14 protein-coding genes are annotated in these 14,050 nt (G+C 70.9%); 5 read left to right on the forward strand and 9 right to left on the reverse strand.

Going from position 1 to position 14,050, the window contains the following annotated elements; translation table 11 throughout:
- Positions 1 to 381: 381 nt before the first annotated feature.
- Positions 382 to 1,968, forward strand: coding sequence for a FadD3 family acyl-CoA ligase (locus QMO76_RS11475; RefSeq protein WP_306361223.1), 1,587 nt, complete (start codon positions 382 to 384; stop codon positions 1,966 to 1,968).
- On the opposite strand, the gene QMO76_RS11480 is transcribed toward QMO76_RS11475, so the two are convergent.
- Genes QMO76_RS11480 through QMO76_RS11500 form a run of 5 tightly spaced genes read right to left on the reverse strand, consistent with a single transcriptional unit; the run spans position 1,954 to position 6,919 of the window.
- Positions 1,954 to 2,586 (reverse strand): ABC transporter ATP-binding protein, encoded by a 633-nt coding sequence (locus tag QMO76_RS11480; RefSeq protein WP_306361224.1) that lies wholly within the window; start codon positions 2,584 to 2,586, stop codon positions 1,954 to 1,956. The two genes, QMO76_RS11475 and QMO76_RS11480, sit on opposite strands and share 15 nt — an antisense overlap.
- Positions 2,586 to 3,497, reverse strand: coding sequence for an ATP-binding cassette domain-containing protein (locus QMO76_RS11485; RefSeq protein WP_306361225.1), 912 nt, complete (start codon positions 3,495 to 3,497; stop codon positions 2,586 to 2,588). The genes QMO76_RS11480 and QMO76_RS11485 overlap by 1 nt, the downstream gene beginning before the upstream one ends.
- The gene (locus QMO76_RS11490) at positions 3,494 to 4,315 is read right to left on the reverse strand and encodes an ABC transporter permease (RefSeq protein WP_306361226.1); all 822 of its coding nucleotides are present in this window, start codon (positions 4,313 to 4,315) and stop codon (positions 3,494 to 3,496) included. The genes QMO76_RS11485 and QMO76_RS11490 overlap by 4 nt, the downstream gene beginning before the upstream one ends.
- Positions 4,308 to 5,261: an ABC transporter permease gene (locus tag QMO76_RS11495; RefSeq protein ID WP_306361586.1), complete on the reverse strand. Its 954-nt coding sequence runs from the start codon at positions 5,259 to 5,261 to the stop codon at positions 4,308 to 4,310. The genes QMO76_RS11490 and QMO76_RS11495 overlap by 8 nt, the downstream gene beginning before the upstream one ends.
- A gap of 50 nt (positions 5,262 to 5,311) precedes the next feature.
- Positions 5,312 to 6,919 carry an ABC transporter substrate-binding protein gene (locus tag QMO76_RS11500; protein ID WP_306361227.1) on the reverse strand — a complete coding sequence of 536 codons (1,608 nt, stop codon included), beginning with the start codon at positions 6,917 to 6,919 and terminating at the stop codon, positions 5,312 to 5,314.
- A gap of 79 nt (positions 6,920 to 6,998) precedes the next feature.
- On the opposite strand from QMO76_RS11500, the gene QMO76_RS11505 reads away from it, so the two are divergent.
- Positions 6,999 to 7,334: a helix-turn-helix transcriptional regulator gene (locus QMO76_RS11505; RefSeq protein ID WP_306361228.1), complete on the forward strand. Its 336-nt coding sequence runs from the start codon at positions 6,999 to 7,001 to the stop codon at positions 7,332 to 7,334.
- A 29-nt stretch (positions 7,335 to 7,363) separates the two neighbouring features.
- Here QMO76_RS11505 and QMO76_RS11510 read toward each other — a convergent pair whose 3' ends face one another.
- A complete protein-coding gene (locus tag QMO76_RS11510) occupies positions 7,364 to 8,206 on the reverse strand; it encodes a patatin-like phospholipase family protein (RefSeq protein WP_306361229.1) in 843 nt (280 codons plus the stop codon).
- Between QMO76_RS11510 and QMO76_RS11515 the strand changes: the two genes are divergently transcribed.
- On the forward strand, positions 8,205 to 8,522 hold the full coding sequence (locus QMO76_RS11515) for a hypothetical protein (protein ID WP_306361609.1): 318 nt from the start codon (positions 8,205 to 8,207) through the stop codon (positions 8,520 to 8,522). The genes QMO76_RS11510 and QMO76_RS11515 overlap by 2 nt on opposite strands.
- Position 8,523: 1 nt before the next feature.
- Here the strand turns inward: QMO76_RS11515 and QMO76_RS11520 are convergent, their stop codons facing one another.
- The 3 genes from QMO76_RS11520 to kstD form a co-directional block, all read right to left on the reverse strand.
- Positions 8,524 to 9,339: an SDR family oxidoreductase gene (locus tag QMO76_RS11520; RefSeq protein WP_306361230.1), complete on the reverse strand. Its 816-nt coding sequence runs from the start codon at positions 9,337 to 9,339 to the stop codon at positions 8,524 to 8,526.
- Positions 9,340 to 9,426: 87 nt separating this feature from the next.
- Complete coding sequence (locus QMO76_RS11525; protein WP_306361231.1) at positions 9,427 to 10,158, reverse strand: glucose 1-dehydrogenase; 732 nt, start codon at positions 10,156 to 10,158, stop codon at positions 9,427 to 9,429.
- 1 nt (position 10,159) lies between these two features.
- The gene (kstD, locus tag QMO76_RS11530) at positions 10,160 to 11,839 is read right to left on the reverse strand and encodes a 3-oxosteroid 1-dehydrogenase (protein ID WP_306361232.1); all 1,680 of its coding nucleotides are present in this window, start codon (positions 11,837 to 11,839) and stop codon (positions 10,160 to 10,162) included.
- A gap of 274 nt (positions 11,840 to 12,113) precedes the next feature.
- Between kstD and QMO76_RS11535 the strand changes: the two genes are divergently transcribed.
- Complete coding sequence (locus QMO76_RS11535; protein WP_306361233.1) at positions 12,114 to 13,289, forward strand: LLM class flavin-dependent oxidoreductase; 1,176 nt, start codon at positions 12,114 to 12,116, stop codon at positions 13,287 to 13,289.
- On the forward strand, positions 13,277 to 14,029 hold the full coding sequence (locus QMO76_RS11540) for a glucose 1-dehydrogenase (RefSeq protein ID WP_306361234.1): 753 nt from the start codon (positions 13,277 to 13,279) through the stop codon (positions 14,027 to 14,029). Before QMO76_RS11535 ends, QMO76_RS11540 begins: the two co-directional genes overlap by 13 nt.
- Positions 14,030 to 14,050 lie beyond the last annotated feature (21 nt).

The following is a 14,050-nucleotide window of genomic DNA, read 5'->3' on the forward strand; positions in this document are numbered from 1 at the left end:
TCACTCCTTCGATCGTGTGGATTCATGCGCACCGCGCCCCGTGCCTCCCGTCCGGGCGTCATGTACCGAGCGTGCCGGGTCGGCGTCACGGTTCTCCAACCCGATCTCGTTGAGCGGAACCGGCTCCGCCGCGGTGGCGGTCCGCCGGTCGGCACACGACTCCCGTACCCGGCTCGACCGTCGGCCGGGAGCCGCGGATGACCGAACCGACGTCGCGGCCGTGCTGCTCGCGCATCCGGACCGAGCCGACCGCGTTCCGGCCGACCGCCGGAGTCGCTCCGGTCCGCCGCGCATGTGGCGGGAGTCGTCGAGCGCCCGCTGAACGGGACCCATCGGGGCAAATCGGGCATGGAGGCAGGGGTGGTGCGGCAGGATGGGCGCATGGATCGGCGGGACGCGTCCATGGGCGACACGGGGCTGACGAGCATTCCCGCGCTGCTCGCGGACCGGGCACGACGGTTCCCGGACGTGCACGCCATCGCCGGGCCCGAGGGCCGGATGACCTACGCCGAGTTGGCCGAGCGTGCCCTGGCGGTGACGCGGGCGGCCATGGCGAGCGGACTCGGGCCCGGCGATCGGGCGGGGATCTGGGCCCCCAACGGCGCGCGGTGGATCGTCACCGCGCTGGGGCTGCTCGGGGCGGGTGCGGTGCTGGTGCCGATCAGCACCCGGCTGACCGGGGTGGAAGCGGCGGATGTCCTGGCGCGCGGGCGGGCGCGAGCGCTGTTCACGGTGCGCGGGTTCCTGGGCAACGACTATCCGCGCCTGCTGGCGGAGTCGGGTCGGGCGCTGCCGACGCTGCGGCGGACGGTGGACATGAGCGCCGCCGACGAATGGCGCTCATTTCTCGAATCCGGTTCCGGGACATCGGCGGACGCGGCCCGAGCGCGGGTGGCCGCCGTGGACGCGCACGCGATCTCCGACATCCTGTTCACCTCCGGCACCACCGGCGCGCCCAAGGGCGTGCTCGCCACCCACCGGCAGACCCTGGAGGTGTTCGACCGCTGGGCCGACGCGGTGACCTTGCGGCACGGGGATCGCTGCCTGCTGGTGAATCCGTTCTCGCACACCTTCGGGTACAAGGCGGGCATCATCGCCTGCCTGCTGCGCGCCGCCACCATGGTCCCCCTCCCCCGCTTCGACGCCGACACGGTGCTGGATCTCATCGCGCGCGAACGCATCACCATGCTCGCGGGCGCGCCCACCCTGTTCACCGACCTGCTGCGCCGCGACCGCACCGGCCGCGATCTGAGCTCACTGCGCCTGGCCGGAACCGGCGGCGCGCCCATCCCGACCGAACTGGTCGAACGCATGCGCTCCGATCTCGGTGTGCCGGACGTCTACACGGCGTACGGTCTCACCGAGTCCATCGGCGTGATCACCGTCTGCCCGCCCGACGCGCCCGCCGAGCTGGTGGCGACCACGGTGGGAAAAGCCATCCCCGACACCGAGATTCGGCTGGTGGATCGCGACGGCGCACCCGTCGCGGCGGGCACGCCGGGCGAGATCACCGTACGCGGACCGAATGTCATGCGCGGCTACCTCGACGACCGGGAGGCCACCGCTGCCGCCATCGACACCCACGGCTGGTTGCACACCGGGGATGTCGGCACCCTGGACGCGGAGGGCTACCTGCGCATCACCGACCGGCTGAAGGATGTGTTCATCGTCGGCGGCTTCAACGCCTATCCGGCCGAGATCGAGCGAACCCTACTGGGGCACCCGGGAATTCGGGACGTGGCGGTGGTCGGCATACCGGACCTCCGCCTGGGCGAGGTGGGTCGGGCGGTGGTGGTGCCCGCCGACCCCGCCGCCGCCGATGCCGAGGCCATCCTGGCGTGGGCGCGCACCCGGCTGGCCGGATACAAGGTGCCGCGCGAGATCGTGTTCACCGACGCGCTGCCCCGCAACCCCGGCGGCAAGGTGCTGAAGAACCTGCTGCGCGCGCCGGTCTCACCGCCGGAGTGACCCGGACTCGATGGTCGCCACCCGGGTGCAGCAGGCATCGAGCAGCTCACCGTCGTGGGACACCACCAGCACCCCGATGCCGTCGGCGGCGGCGCGGTCCATGAGCAGTCGCACGACGGCCGCCGTGGTCGCCGCGTCCAGCATGGCGGTGGCCTCGTCGCACAGCAGGTAGCGGGGCCGCTGGGCCAGGGCGCGTGCCACGCACGCGCGCTGCAACTGGCCGTCGCTGACCTCGTGCGGGCGGCGCTCCAGCAGATCCGGTGTCAGTCCGACCGCCCCGGCGAGCGCGGTGACGTCAGGGTTGCGTTCCCCGCGGATGCGGGCCGGTTCGCCGATGATCCGCGCGAGGGTGAAGCGCGGATCGGCCGCCGTGCGCGGGGATTGGAAGACGACGCCGATCGCACCCCGCGGACCGCGCGCCAGCGCTCGCCCATCGAGGGTGACGACGCCGGAGCGCGGCGTCACCAGGCCCGCCAGCACGCGCACGAGAGTGGTCTTCCCGGAACCGGACGCACCCGCCAGACCGACCACCTCCCCGGGCGCGACGGTGAAGTCGACCGCGTCGAGGACGGCGTCGCCGCGCCGGTATCCCGCGGTCACCGCGGTGGCTTCCAGCATCACCGGCTCCGTTCGCGCATCGTGCGCGGTCCCCGCGCGGTGAGGATGGTCGGTCCGCCGAGGTAGTGGCAGCGCTCGGCGGTCAGGTCGGTCAGCTCCGGGGAGGGATGCGGCAGCGGGCGGAGTCCGCGCTCGGGCAGTGCCGCCAGCAGATCCCGCGTGTATTCGTGCCACGGATCGTCGAGCAGGTCCGCGGCCAGACCGGTCTCCATCAGGTGGGAGGCGTACATGACGGCCAGGGTGTCGGCGATCCCGGTGCGGATGAGCGCGGCCAGATCGTGGGTGATGAGCAGTACCGCCGCACCCTGGTCGGCGCAGTCGCGCAGCAGGCGCAGCACGTGATCGGTGCGATCGCGGTCCAGTCCGGAGGTGGGTTCGTCGGCGACGACCGTCTCCGGATCGCCTGCCAGCGCGGCGGCCACGGCGGCGCGCTGGGCCATGCCGCCGGACAGTTCGTGCGGATAGCGGTCGAGCGCCTCGGTCGGGAAGCCGACGCGCTCGGCCAGTTCGACGCAGCCGTGCGGGGAGCCGAGCACATCGAGCGTCTCGGCGAGCTGTGCGCCGACGGTGCGGACCGGGGTGAAATGCGTTGCCGGGGACTGCGGTACCAGTCCCACGTGCCGACCCCGGTACGGCACGTCGGTGGACCGCACCTCGAGCTGGCGGTCACCGGCCGGGACGCGGACGGTCCCGCCGATCTCGGCGTGCGGCGGCAGCAACCCCATCACCGCGCTCGCGACAACCGACTTGCCGCAACCGGATTCGCCGACCAGGGCGGTCACCCGGCCGCGCGGGACGTCGAGCGTCACGTCGGTGGCCGCGTGCACGATGCGCCCGCGGGGCAGCGGAATGCGCACCGTGAGCGCCTCGATGGCGAGTCCGGCACGCAGGGCGGGATCGACGAGCGTCATGACACCAGCCTCGCGGGTTTCGGGGGTACCAGCCTGCCGCGCAGGGCCGAGCCGGCGACCGCCACCGCCACCGTGGTGACGACCAGCACTCCGGCCGGGAACGCCAGCGTCCACCAGCCGCCCAGCAGCAGCGAGGAACGCGCCTCCTCCAGCAGGGTGCCCAGACTCGGCGCGTGCGGGGGCAGGCCGAAACCCAGGAACGACAGCGTGGATTCGTGCCACACCGCATGCGGCAGCAACAGCACCACCGCGATCAGGGCCTGCGGCGCGACGGCGGGCAGCACGTGCCACAGCAGCACCTGCCCGCGCCCGGCACCCGCGAGCCGGGCGGCGGCGAGGTAGTCGTGTTCACGCACGCTCAGCGTCTCCGCGCGCACCACGCGGGCGACCTGCACCCAGTGGGTGAGCCCGATGGACAGCACCACGGCGGGCACACTGCCGCGGAACAGCGCCACGATGACGATGCCCAGCAGCAGATGCGGCAGCGCGTTGGTGGTGTCGGCGACACGCATGACCAGCCGGTCCACCCAGCCGCCCGCCAGCGCGGACGCGGTGCCGACCAGGGTGCCGAGCACCGTCGCCAGCAGCGCCGAGGCGACCGCCACCAGCAGCGAGACGCGGATGGCGGCGGCCACCCGCACGAACAGGTCGCGTCCGGCGGCGTCGGTGCCGAACCAGTGCGCCCCCGACGGCGCTCGCCGGGCCGCCGCGAAGTCGGTGAGCCGGTCGTCGACCCCGAGCAGCCACGGCACCAGCAGCGCGTAGGCCGCGACCACGACGAGGACGGCGGCCGCGATGCGGAAACGTCGGTCAGCCATCGGCGCGCACCCGCGGATCCAGTAGCACACAGGCGATATCGGCGAGCAGCGAGCCGAGCATGACCGCGCCCGTGGTGCCCACGGTGAGCAGCGCCAGCAGCGGCATATCCAGATCGGTGGCCGAGTCGACGAACGCGCCCGCGATGCCCGGCCACGAGAAGATCTCCTCCACCAGCACCGCGCCCACCACGAGTTCGGGCAGCCGGGCGCCCAGAATGGTCACGAACGGAGCCAGCGACATGGGCAGGATGTGGCGGCGGGCGATGGTGCCCGCGTCCACGCCGCGTGCCATGGCACCGGTGACGAAGTCCTCGCTCCGGTTGTGCGACACCGACTCCCGCACCGCCAGCAGCAGCCACGGCAGCTGCGAGAGCGCGAGCGCCGACGCGGGCAGCACCAGATGCCGCAGCACCTGCGCCGGATCGGGTTCGGCGCCGGCGTCGGTGAGACCGGCGGGTGGCAGCCAGCCGGCGCCGACGGCGAAGATCCCGATGGCGGCCATGGCCAGCACGAACGGCGGCAGGCCCTGCACCACCACGCAGGCGGCGCTGACCGCCCGGTCCACCAGCCCGCCGCGCCGCATTCCGGTCCACGCGCCCAGGATCACCGCGATGACGACGGCCACGGTGAGCGCGACGCCGACCAGCAGCACGGTCCACGGAATACGTTCGGCCACCACCTGGCTCACGGGCTGGCCGTAGCCGCGGGAGATGCCCAGGTCACCGCCGAGCACATCGCCGAGCCAGCGGCCGAGCAGCTGATACCAGGGGGTGTCGAGGCCCAATTCCCTTGACAGCAGCGCCTTGTCGGCCTCCGAGGTGGTCTCGTAACGGTTGCCGAGATAACCCGCCAGCGGATCGAAGGGCGACCAGGCGGCGGCCGCGAAGAGTCCGGCCGACACCGCCGCCAGCACCGGAACCAGTGTGAGCAGCCGGAATCCGATCATCCGGGGCAGCCCCCGATCCCGGAATCGGCTGCGCCGCAGCGGCACCGAGGTCACGGGCGTCTGGTCCAGGTCTGCAGGGACCACCAGGGCCCCCAGGCGACGCCGTGCGTATGGGGTTCCAGCACGGGGCCCGACATCACCCAGTTCGAATCCCTGGTCACATAGGTGTGGTCGAGGAAGGCCAGGAACACGTAGCTCGGGTCGGCGATGTAGGCGCTCTGCACGTCGCGGTACGCGGCGGCGCGGACGCCCGGATCGGTGCTGCGGCGGGCCCGGTCGAGGGCGGCGTCGACGGCGGGATCGGCGTGGCGGCTGGCATTGTCGTAGACGCTGCCGACGGCCGGGTCCAGGTAGGAGGAGTGCAGCGTCTTGTACGCCTGCGTGTCCGGGTCGTAGGGTTCGTCGCCGCCGCCGAGCAGGATGGCGTCGCGCTCCACCCGCGGTTCGATCCGATCCCAGGACAGCCCTTCGAGATCCACCTCGATGCCGATGCGGCGGGCATCGGAGGCGAACGCCTGCGCCAGATCGCGGCGCAGGGTGTCGGTGGACTTGTACATGACCGTGAACGCGGCCCGTCGCCCCTCCTTCACCCGGATGCCGTCCGGCCCCGGCCGCCACCCGGCGGCCTCCAGCACGGCGGCGGCCCGCTCCCGATCGAAGTCGAATACCGCTGCCGGATTGTGGGATTCGCCGTACACCTCGGGGATCGGGGTGTAGGCGGGGCGACCGTAGCCGCCGAGCACATTGTCGATGACGGCCCGCCGGTCCACCGCCAGATTGAGGGCCGTGCGGACGGCGGGGTCACCGGTCACCGGATGACCCGAGGGCAGCGAGACGCCGCGCCAGTCGGCGGAGATGTTGGACGACACCGTCATTGCGGCGCGGTCGGCGAAGGTGCGGGCCAGCAGCGGCGGCAGCGTGGTGCCGTCGAGTTCGCCGGCGGCCATGCGCTGCGCGCGGGTGTTGTCGTCGGGGACGTACACCAGCGTGACCTTCCGCACCGCGGGCGCACCGTCCCAGTAGTCCTCGTTCGCCTCCAGCACCGCGCGCTCCGGGGTCAGCTCGGTCAGCCGGTACGGACCGGTGCCGACGGGGGCGGTGTTGAGCGGGGATTCGACGGCCGGGCCCGGGGTGGCGACCGCCTCCGACGGCACGATGCCGATGAGCAGCTTGGTCGGGAACGCGGCGTAGGGGTAGCGCAGGGTGAAGCGCACGGTGTCGGCGTCGACGGCCTCGACGCGGTCGATCATCTCGTAGGAGGACCGCACCTCGGAGGCGGAGGCGGGATCGAGGATGGCGCGGTAGGTGGCGACCACGTCGGCGGCGTCGAAATCCGTTCCGTCGCTGAACTTCACCCCTGGCCGCAGGTCGACGGTCCACACCGTGGCGTCGTCGGCGGCGACCGGGGCGGCCGCCGCGAGCGCCGGCTCGAAGCCGGGCAGCCCCGAGCCGCCGTGCAGCCGCAGCAGCCCGTCGTACATCTTGGCCTCGCCCGCCGCGCCGTATCCGGCCACCGGGTTGTAGCCGCCGAGTTCGAAACCATCGGCGAGGACCAGCGCCTCGTCGTCGGTGGTCGTCGGCGCACCGCACGCCGACAGGGCGGCGGTCAGTGCGATCAGGGCACCGGCGACACGCGACGTCCGGGAACCAATCCTCATCGAGAACCTTTCAGCTGTTCACCTGTTCAGGTGAACAGATAATAGGGCCTCGCGTTCCGGCGCGACTACCGTGAGGGTCATGGGAGTACCGCAGTCAACGAAGGGGTCACCGGTTCGGCGCGGACAACTCGCGCTCCGCGGCGTGGACATCCGCGCCTGGGCGCGCCGCTTCGACCTGCTCTCCGACCCCGGCCGCCTGGAGATCCTGCTCTGCCTGCACCGTTGCCCCGGCATCACCGTGGGCGAACTCGCCGCCGCCACCGGCCGCACCGAGAACTCGATCTCCCAGGCGCTGCGGGTGCTGCGGCACGAGAACTTCATCACCTCCACCCGCATGGGCCGCGCGGTAGCCAACCAACTCGACGACCCGATCATCCACGAGGTGCTGCACAGCATCGGCGCGACGCACGACTGATACCCGCCGCGCGCCCCGGCTCGGCATGGTCAGCGGGTGGGCCAGAGGTCTTCGAGGGCGGTGGCGGCGTCGGCGGATTGGCGGACGCCGGATTCGAAGGCGGGGGTGAGGGCGGCGACGGCGAAGACGTCGGGGCCGAAGGCGGCGATGGCGGCGGCGTCGGGGACGACGGAGATCTCGTGGACGGAACCGAGGTCGCGGTCGGCGCGGGTGCGGGGGAACATGTGCGCCAGGGGTTCGAGGATGACCACGGTATCGGCGGGCAGGGCCAGGTCGGCGTTGACGGCGGAGCGAAGGCCGCCGTCGACGTAGGTGTGGCCGTCGATGGGGATGGGTGGCAGCACCCCGGGCACCGATGTGGTGGCGGCGAGGGCCTCGGCCAGGGTGGCGACGCCGCCGGGGGTCCAGGTGCGCAGGTCGCCGGAGTCGGCGTCGACGGCGGTGAGCACGATATCGCGGTCGGGCCAGTCGGAGATGCCGACCAGGGCGTGCATGCGGTCGATATGCACTTGGGGCGCACCGACTTCCGCCGCCATCGCCAGCGCGCCGATCTTGCGACGGGCGTCCTTCGGGGCGATCCCCGGTTCGGTCATGATGGCGAAGATCTCCCCCAGTCGCGCCGGATCCGCGCGCAGCGGCGGGGCGTCCGCGGGCGGCGGCGTCAGCAGGCGGATGGGGTCCGCGCCCGCCGCGAGCACGGCGCCCACCACCGCACCCGCCGAGGTGCCCACGAATCGGTCGGCCAACCCGAGATCGATACCCGCCTCGCGCAGGCCGACCGCCAAACCGGCCAGCCACGAGATGCCGACCGGACCACCCCCGCCCAGCACGAGCGCGATGCGAGATCCCTTGGGCGACACCGATCCGGCCATGGGTCCACGGTACCGAACGGAGGCTCCCGCCGACGGCCGTTGCCCGAGCCCCCACCTGGAAGACGTCCGCCGCCCGGATCGCCGCTTCACCCTCGAGATCCCGGAACTGCTGGCGGCCTTCGGCGAACTGGCCGACGCGCCGGACCGGGCCGACCCCGACCATCCGTTCGTGCTGGCGGCCGGGGAACGCCGATCCTTCACCGCCAATCGCGCGGGTGTGGCACCGAACGAGCTCACGTCCCTGCACCACCGCGACCCGATCGCCGGAACCCCGTGGCACAAGTACGTTCCGGCACGCATCGAGGTACTCGCCTGAGTCAGACCTCCTTGCGCATCTGCGCGGTCAGCGGCTTCATGTAGCCGGACCCGAGCAGGCGCTGCATCCAGTTCATGGCCTTGGCGTCGGTGCCGATGAGAATGAGCGGCTTGTTCTTGCGGATGCCGTTCAGGATGGTGCGGGCGCACCGCTCCGGCGACGTCTTGGCCAGCCGGTCGAAGTTGGCGGCCAGGGCGTCGCGATCGCGATTGGCCGACGCCCGTGCCTTCCAGGCGATCTCGGTCTTGATCATGCCCGGATGCACGCTGCTGACGCCCACCGGATGGCCCGCGATGATCATCTCCTGCCGCAGCGCGTCGGTGAACGCCCGCATGGCGAATTTCGATGAACTGTAACCACTTTGACTCGGGCATGCGACCAGGCCGAACATGCTGGAGATATTGGCGATGTGCCCGTCGCCCGAGGCGATGACATGCGGCAGGAAAGCCTTGGTGCCGTGCGCCGTCCCCCAGAAGTTGATATCGAAGATCCACTCGAAATCGTCCCAGCCGACGTCCTCGATATTGGCGGTCAGCGAGACACCGGCATTGTTGACGACCAGGTTGACCTTGCCGAAATCGGCCACCACGGCATCGGCGTGCGCGTACACCGCCGCCCGGTCGGTGACGTCGAGCCGATAGGCGCGGGCCTTCGCCCCCTCCTGCTCGCACAGGGCGGCGGTCTCGGCCACACTGTCGAGATTGCGGCCCGACAGTGCGAGCGCCGCCCCGCCGCGGGCCAGCTCGAGCGCCAGCGCCCGGCCGATACCGGCCCCGGCTCCGGTGATGACGGCGACCTTGCCGTGGAAGCTCTGCATGGGAATGTCCTTGTCTCACAATGGTGGAGTCTCGCGGTGGTGGAGTCTCGCGGTGGCGGAGTCTCGCGGTGGCGGAAGTCCGCCGTCTTACTGGGTCGTGAAGCCGCCGTCGGCGACGAATTCCGCGCCGGTGGAGTAGGAGGACTCGTCGGAGATGAGGAACAGCACCAGATTCGCCAGCTCCTCCGGAGTGGCGGGGCGCGCGATGGGCTGCATCGCCGCGATCGAGCGCGAACGGTCGGAGGCCGCGGTCATCTCGGTGGCGACGATGCCGGGATGCACCGAATTGACCCGGATATTGTCGGCGGCCAACTCCTGCGCCGCCGTCTTGGTCATTCCGCGCACCGCCCACTTGGACGCGACGTAGCCGAGGATGTTCGCGTAGCCGATGAGCCCGCCGGTGGAGGAGATGTTCACGATGGAGCCCACGCCCGCACGCCGCATGGAGTCGATCACCGCCTTCATCCCGAGGAAGACGCCGACCTGGTTCACGTCGACGACGCGGCGGTAGTCGGCCTCCGAGAGTTTCTCGATGGGGTCCACGTGCACGATCCCCGCATTGTTGACCAGCCCGGACACCGGACCGAACCGCGCTTCGGCGGTGGCGATCACCGTGGTCCAGTCACCCTCGTCGGTCACGTCGAGCGGCAGGAACAGTGCGGCGTCACCGATCTCGGCGGCCACCGCGCGCCCCGGCTCGACCAGCACATCGGCGATGGTCACCCGCGCGCCCTCGGCCGCGAGTCGGCGGGCGAAGGCCGCGCCCATCCCGCGCGCCCCGCCGGTGATGACGACGTGCTTGTCGTCGACGCGTCCCATGTCAGCTCTCCTCGTGATCGGTCGGCCGGGAGTCGGCCAGGTGGTTGGCGGCGATGTACCCGAACACCATGGCGGGCCCGATGGTCGCGCCCGCACCGGCGTAGTCGTTGCCCATGACGGCGGCCGAGTTGTTGCCCGCCGCATAGAGTCCCGCGATGGGTTCGCCGTCGTGGTCGAGCACCCGGGCGTATTCGTCGGTCGCCAGGCCGCCCTTGGTGCCGAGATCGCCGGGCACCATCTCCACCGCGTAGAACGGCCCGCGCTCGAGCGGCGCGAGGGTCGGATTCGGGCGCACGGTCGGATCGCCGTAGTACCGGTCGTAGGCGGAATCGCCACGGCCGTAGTCCTCGTCGCGACCGGCACGGGCGAAGTCGTTGAACCGCCGCACGGTGGCGGTGAGCCGGTCGGCGGGCACCCCGATCTTGTCGGCGAGTTCGGCGAGCGTGTCGGCCGAGGTGATGATGCCCGCGTCGTAGTACTTCTGCGGCAGTGGACGTTTCGGGAAGTTGCCCAGGAACAGGTAACGGTCGCGGAAGTTCTGGTCGAAGATGAAGTGCGCCGGGATGCTGCCGGTGCCCGCCGCTTCCATCTCGTACATCCGGTGCACCACGTTCACGTACGGCGCGGATTCGTTGACGAACCGTTCCCCGTTGTCGTTCACCATGATCGCACCCGGCTGCGAGCGCTCGGCCAGGCAGAAGAACGGCGGTCCGTCGGGATTGCGCACCGACGGGCCCCACCAGGCGTCGTCCATCAGGTCCACCGCGCCGCCGGCCTTCTGCCCCGCCACGATGCCCTCACCGATATTCTCGGTCGCGCCGACGGTCCAGTCGGTGGACTGCGGCCCGGACAGATACTGTTCGCGCATCTCCAGGTTGTGCTCGAAGCCGCCCGCCGCCAGCACCACACCGCGCCGCGCCCGGATGACGACGGACCGGCCCTCGTGCTCGGCCCGCACCCCGACCACCGCGCCGCCCTCGGTGACGACCCCGGTGAGCGGCGTGCTCAGCCACACCGGCACGCCCGCGTCCCGCAGCGACAGCCACAGCCGGGCGGCCAGGGCCTTGCCGAGGCTGAGCGGCAGCGCGCCCTTGAGCATGTTGAGCGCGGCGCGCGCGCCCACCCGCACGGCGGTCTTCTTGCCCGCCCAGGTCCGGGCGATCATATTCAGGTCGTGGAAGTCGCTGACCGTGATGGCGATGCCCTTGGGCGCGGACATGGTCGGCTGATTGATCTTGTGCAGATCCGCGCCGAGCAACCGTCCGTCGATGGGCGCGGGCTCGATGCTGCGGCCCTGCGACAGCCCGCCGGGATACTCCGGGTGGTAGTCGGAGTAGCCGCGGTCGTAGACGAACTCCCAGTACCGCGAGCGCGCGCCCAGATAGCGGAACATCTCCGGCCCGCGATCCAGGAAGGCGCGCTGCTTGGCCTCCGGAACACGATCGCCCACAACGGCTTTCAGATAGGTTCGGGCCATCTCCGGGCTGTCGGGCACGCCCGCCGCCTGGAGCACCGGATTGTTCGGCACCCAGATGCCGCCGCCGGAGCGCGCGGTCGAGCCGCCGAACAGGCGGCTCTTCTCGATCAATGTCACCGACAGCCCGCGGTAGGCGGCGGTGAGCGCGGCCGTCATTCCGGCCGCGCCGGAGCCGACCACGACCACATCGAATTCGAATTCCACAGTTCTCGAGTCCTTTTCATTTACCGCAGGCGGAGCTTCAGTTACCGCAGGCGGAGCTTCGGTTACCGCAGGCGGAGCGCGGGCCGCCGACGCACAGCGGAGCGGCGGGCGGGGACGCGGGTTGTGGAACCGACGCTAAGGCGGTATCCGGAGCCCGGCACGGTGTGGTCCCGACCACTGGGACATCCCGATGACCACGGGGTATGCGTGCAGAACTATTTCGGACAGGCATAGCGCCCGGCCCGACCGGGACATCCGGCGAGGAGTGGCGACCGTGAAGTTCTCGATGATCTTCGAAGCGCAGATGACCGACCCGACCGCCGCACACGAGGCGCGGGTGCTGCGCGACTGCGTCGAGCAGGCGGTGCTGGCCGATACGGTCGGATTCGACACGGTGTGGGCGGTCGAACACCACGGGCTCCGGTGGTACGCGCATATGAGCGCCCCGGAGATCTTCCTGACCTGGGTGGCCGCCCGGACCGAGCGGATCCGGGTCGGGCACGGCGTGGTGTGCATGCCCTTCGGCTTCAACCATCCGGTCCGGGTGGCCGAACGGGCCGCCATGCTCGACGTGCTCTCGGGCGGGCGGTTGGATCTCGGCGCGGGCCGCGGAGCCACCCCCGTCGAAACCTCGTTCTTCGGCGTCGATCCCGAACGCACCCGCCACGAGGTCGAGGAGGCGCTGCGCGTGATCGCCGCGGCGTGGCAGGACCCGGAGAGCGACTTCGAATACCACGGTCCGCTGCTCGACATCGACCCGCACCACCTGCTGCCGCGACCGGTGCAGCGGCCGCATCCGCCGCTGTTCATGGCCTGCACCCGCAAGGACACCCTGAAACTCGCCGCCGACTACGGAATCGGGGCCCTGGTCCTGGGTTTCGCCGGCATCGAGGAGATCGCGGCGCTGCGGCGCACCTATGACGCGGCCATCGCCGCACGCACCGGCGAGCGATTCGTCTCCACCGTGGTCAACGACCACTTCGCGGCGCTGTGTCCCACCATCGTGCTCGACGACCGGGAGCGGGCGCGGCAGATCGGGGCGCGCGGGCAGCGGTTCTTCGCCCAGTCCATCAAGCACTACTACGGCGCCGGGCCGGTGCCCGACGAGGCGGTGGACCCCGAGGCCGACGAAATCGCGCGGCTCGGGCAGGCTGCCGAGGAGCATGTGGCCTACCTGCACGAGGCCAGGATTCCGGTGACGTCCGGCTCCACCGCCATCTTTCACGCCGCGCACGCCTACGGCACCGCCGATGACGCCATCGCCTACGTGCGACGGCTGCGGGCGGCCGGGGCCGACGAGATCCTGTGCCTGATCCAGATGGGCACGGTGCCGCAGGAGGTATGCCTGGAGACGATCCGACAGTGGGGCGAACATGTCATCCCCCACTTCCGCGAGCAGGATGCAATGGAAATGACGAAACGGAGTGAGGAATCGAAATGGTCGATCTGAACGGCAAAGTCGCGCTCATCACGGGCGCGGCCCGTGGCCAGGGCGCGGCGGAGGCGCGGCTGTTCGCGTCCCGCGGGGCACGGGTGGTGATCACCGACGTATTGGCGGCGGAGGGTAAGGAGCTCGCCGAATCACTCGGCGCGGCGGCACATTTCGTACATCACGACGTCACCGACACCGACAGCTGGAATGCGGCTGTGGCCGAGTCCGTCTCGACCTTCGGCAAGCTCGACGTGCTGGTGAACAATGCCGCGATCTACACCATGAAACCGCTCGTGGAGACCTCCGCCGAGGAGCTGGAGCGGATCCTGAAGGTGAATCTGGTCGGCGCGTTCAACGGCATCAAGGCGGTTGTCGGTCCGATGACCGAGGCGGGCGGCGGCTCCATCGTCAATATCTCCTCCCAGGCCGGGATCGAGGGACTGATGAACCACTCCGCCTACGGATCCTCGAAATGGGGGCTGCGCGGACTCAGCAAGATCGCGGCACTGGAACTGGGACCCGTTGGCATCCGCGTCAATTCGGTGCATCCGGGACCCATCGCCACCCCGATGGTGCCGTATCTGACCACCGGTCCGGGCAGCTTCCCGACCCTGCCGCTGGAACGCACCGGACTGCCGGAGGAAGTCGCCGAGCTGGTGTCCTTCCTCGCCTCCGACGCGGCGGCCTACATCACCGGCGCGGAGGTGACCGTGGACGGCGGTCTGGCGGCGGGCAAGTTCATCCCGCGGAACCCGTAGCAACTCCGGTAAGGAATTCGT

Source organism: Nocardia sp. CC227C, from assembly GCF_030767025.1.
Taxonomy (GTDB): domain Bacteria; phylum Actinomycetota; class Actinomycetes; order Mycobacteriales; family Mycobacteriaceae; genus Nocardia.

Excerpts from the sequence above, each read along its gene's own strand:
- QMO76_RS11540 (WP_306361234.1), top strand. The coding sequence starts at position 13,277 with ATGGTCGATCTGAACGGCAAAGTCGCGCTCATCACGGGCGCGGCCCGT.
- QMO76_RS11495 (WP_306361586.1), bottom strand. The coding sequence starts at position 5,261 with ATGATCGGATTCCGGCTGCTCACACTGGTTCCGGTGCTGGCGGCGGTG.
- QMO76_RS11500 (WP_306361227.1), bottom strand. The coding sequence starts at position 6,919 with ATGAGGATTGGTTCCCGGACGTCGCGTGTCGCCGGTGCCCTGATCGCA.
- QMO76_RS11515 (WP_306361609.1), top strand. The coding sequence starts at position 8,205 with ATGGGTCCACGGTACCGAACGGAGGCTCCCGCCGACGGCCGTTGCCCG.
- QMO76_RS11505 (WP_306361228.1), top strand. The coding sequence starts at position 6,999 with ATGGGAGTACCGCAGTCAACGAAGGGGTCACCGGTTCGGCGCGGACAA.
- QMO76_RS11485 (WP_306361225.1), bottom strand. The coding sequence starts at position 3,497 with ATGACGCTCGTCGATCCCGCCCTGCGTGCCGGACTCGCCATCGAGGCG.
- QMO76_RS11525 (WP_306361231.1), bottom strand. The coding sequence starts at position 10,158 with ATGGGACGCGTCGACGACAAGCACGTCGTCATCACCGGCGGGGCGCGC.
- QMO76_RS11520 (WP_306361230.1), bottom strand. The coding sequence starts at position 9,339 with ATGCAGAGCTTCCACGGCAAGGTCGCCGTCATCACCGGAGCCGGGGCC.
- QMO76_RS11490 (WP_306361226.1), bottom strand. The coding sequence starts at position 4,315 with ATGGCTGACCGACGTTTCCGCATCGCGGCCGCCGTCCTCGTCGTGGTC.
- QMO76_RS11475 (WP_306361223.1), top strand. The coding sequence starts at position 382 with ATGGATCGGCGGGACGCGTCCATGGGCGACACGGGGCTGACGAGCATT.
- QMO76_RS11510 (WP_306361229.1), bottom strand. The coding sequence starts at position 8,206 with ATGGCCGGATCGGTGTCGCCCAAGGGATCTCGCATCGCGCTCGTGCTG.
- QMO76_RS11480 (WP_306361224.1), bottom strand. The coding sequence starts at position 2,586 with ATGCTGGAAGCCACCGCGGTGACCGCGGGATACCGGCGCGGCGACGCC.